Raw genomic sequence first — 1,610 nt, forward strand, 5'->3', positions numbered from 1 at the left:
AAAGTTCTCTGGATTCGCCCAGAAACGTGAATTATTCCATTCACGCTTTTTGTTGTAGCTGGCAATGTCATAGCTATAGACGGTCAGTCCACTTTCATCTTGTTCTTCTCTTTTGAATCCTAAACTGAGCATGTCGCTAAAGGATAGTGTCGACTCTCCATTGCAGAGAATAAGCATTTTTGCATTGAGATGGTTTCTTAGAACGCCAATAACTTCTATTGCTTTGGAATGTTCGAGCTGATTCAAGTTTTCACCGAGAACGATCAAATCGACATTTTTCACTTCATCTGGGCTTAAATGTAAATCACGCATTTTCGATGCAGGAAGAGCTTGTATGACGCATTGAGCTTTGGCATCTTTCAGAATTTCTTCGATCTGAGATGAGGCGACCAGAACATGGTTTGGCTTGATCTCTTCGAGAATATGCATCATGCAAGAAAGTGCGTTATTCGTAGTCATGCGTCTATCTAATCTTTATGGTTGAGTTTGTCTTGTACGAGTGAGCCGAGCAATGCGATGGCTTCTTTTCGCGCTGGTGTCCAAGCTTTTGAATAGCACAGCCGTATCGAGCTTTTAAACTTATTTGCGTTCGATGAAAAAATCTCTCCAGGAGCAACAATAATACCCTGTGCTTTGGCTTCGAAGTACAGCTCTGTGGCATTTAAGCCTGCGGGCAATTGAAGCCACGCGACATAACCACCTTGAGGGGAGGATAAGCGCACATCACTTGGGAAATGTTCACTAATCAGCTTGAAAAAGTGGTCGCGTCGGCCGCGGTAGGTATCGCGCGCAAGACGAAGGTGTCGATCGAAACTAGAGCGGTTAAGCACCTCAGCAACCGCCATTTGAGGTAAACAGAACTGGTTTGATGCGCTCAGAAATCGCTGATATTCGACCTCTTGCATATATCGCCCCGGCATTATCCATCCTAAACCTAATTGTGGTTCGAGCATTTTTGAGGCAGATGAACATAGAAGCACACGATCTTGTGTATCATAGCTTTTTACCGCACGAGGGCGCTGATGCGTATAGCCAAGCTCTCCATATATATCGTCTTCAATAAATGAAATTTGATATTGGTTGATCAGCTCAACAAGGGCTTTCTTTGCCGTTTCAGGCATCTGTGCCCCGAGCGGATTATTGAAGTTTGGTACGCCAAGCACGGTTTTGATGGGCCATTGTTCAAGCGCTAGTTGAAGTGCGTCAATGCTCATTCCTGTTTTCGGGTCAGAAGGGATCTCAATGACCTTTAAGCTAAGCGATTCAACTAACTGCAGTAGGCCGTAATAACAAGGGCTTTCCACTGCCACAATATCGCCTGGCTTGCACAGCGCTTTGAGGCATAAACCAATCGCGCCCTGACAGCCAGAAGCAATGATAATATCGTCTGCGGTAACAGATACATGCCCGTCTGCTGAGCGTTGCGCCAGCATGCGACGAAGCTGTTCATCACCCTTATGGGTGCAATATCCTTGACCTAAAAAGGGCGTACTGCGAACAAGCTGCCCAAAGCTCTTTTTGAGTTGTTGAATAATAGGGAAGTCCGCCGCAGGTGATGCAGCGCCAAAGCTTATCGCCCCTGCCATTGAGGATGTTTGCATTACGTCCAT

2 protein-coding genes are annotated in these 1,610 nt (G+C 45.8%); both read right to left on the minus strand.

Annotation, left to right across the window (positions count from 1 at the left end; genetic code table 11):
- Positions 1-459: DUF6231 family protein (locus A3739_RS22310; RefSeq protein WP_156502766.1), on the minus strand; the 459-nt coding region annotated here is incomplete at its 3' end.
- Between the two features lie 8 nt (positions 460-467).
- A partial coding sequence (locus tag A3739_RS22315; RefSeq protein ID WP_068502811.1) for a PLP-dependent aminotransferase family protein occupies positions 468-1,610 on the minus strand: 1,143 nt, incomplete at its 5' end.

The sequence above is a fragment of the Oleiphilus sp. HI0067 genome (assembly GCF_001635735.1).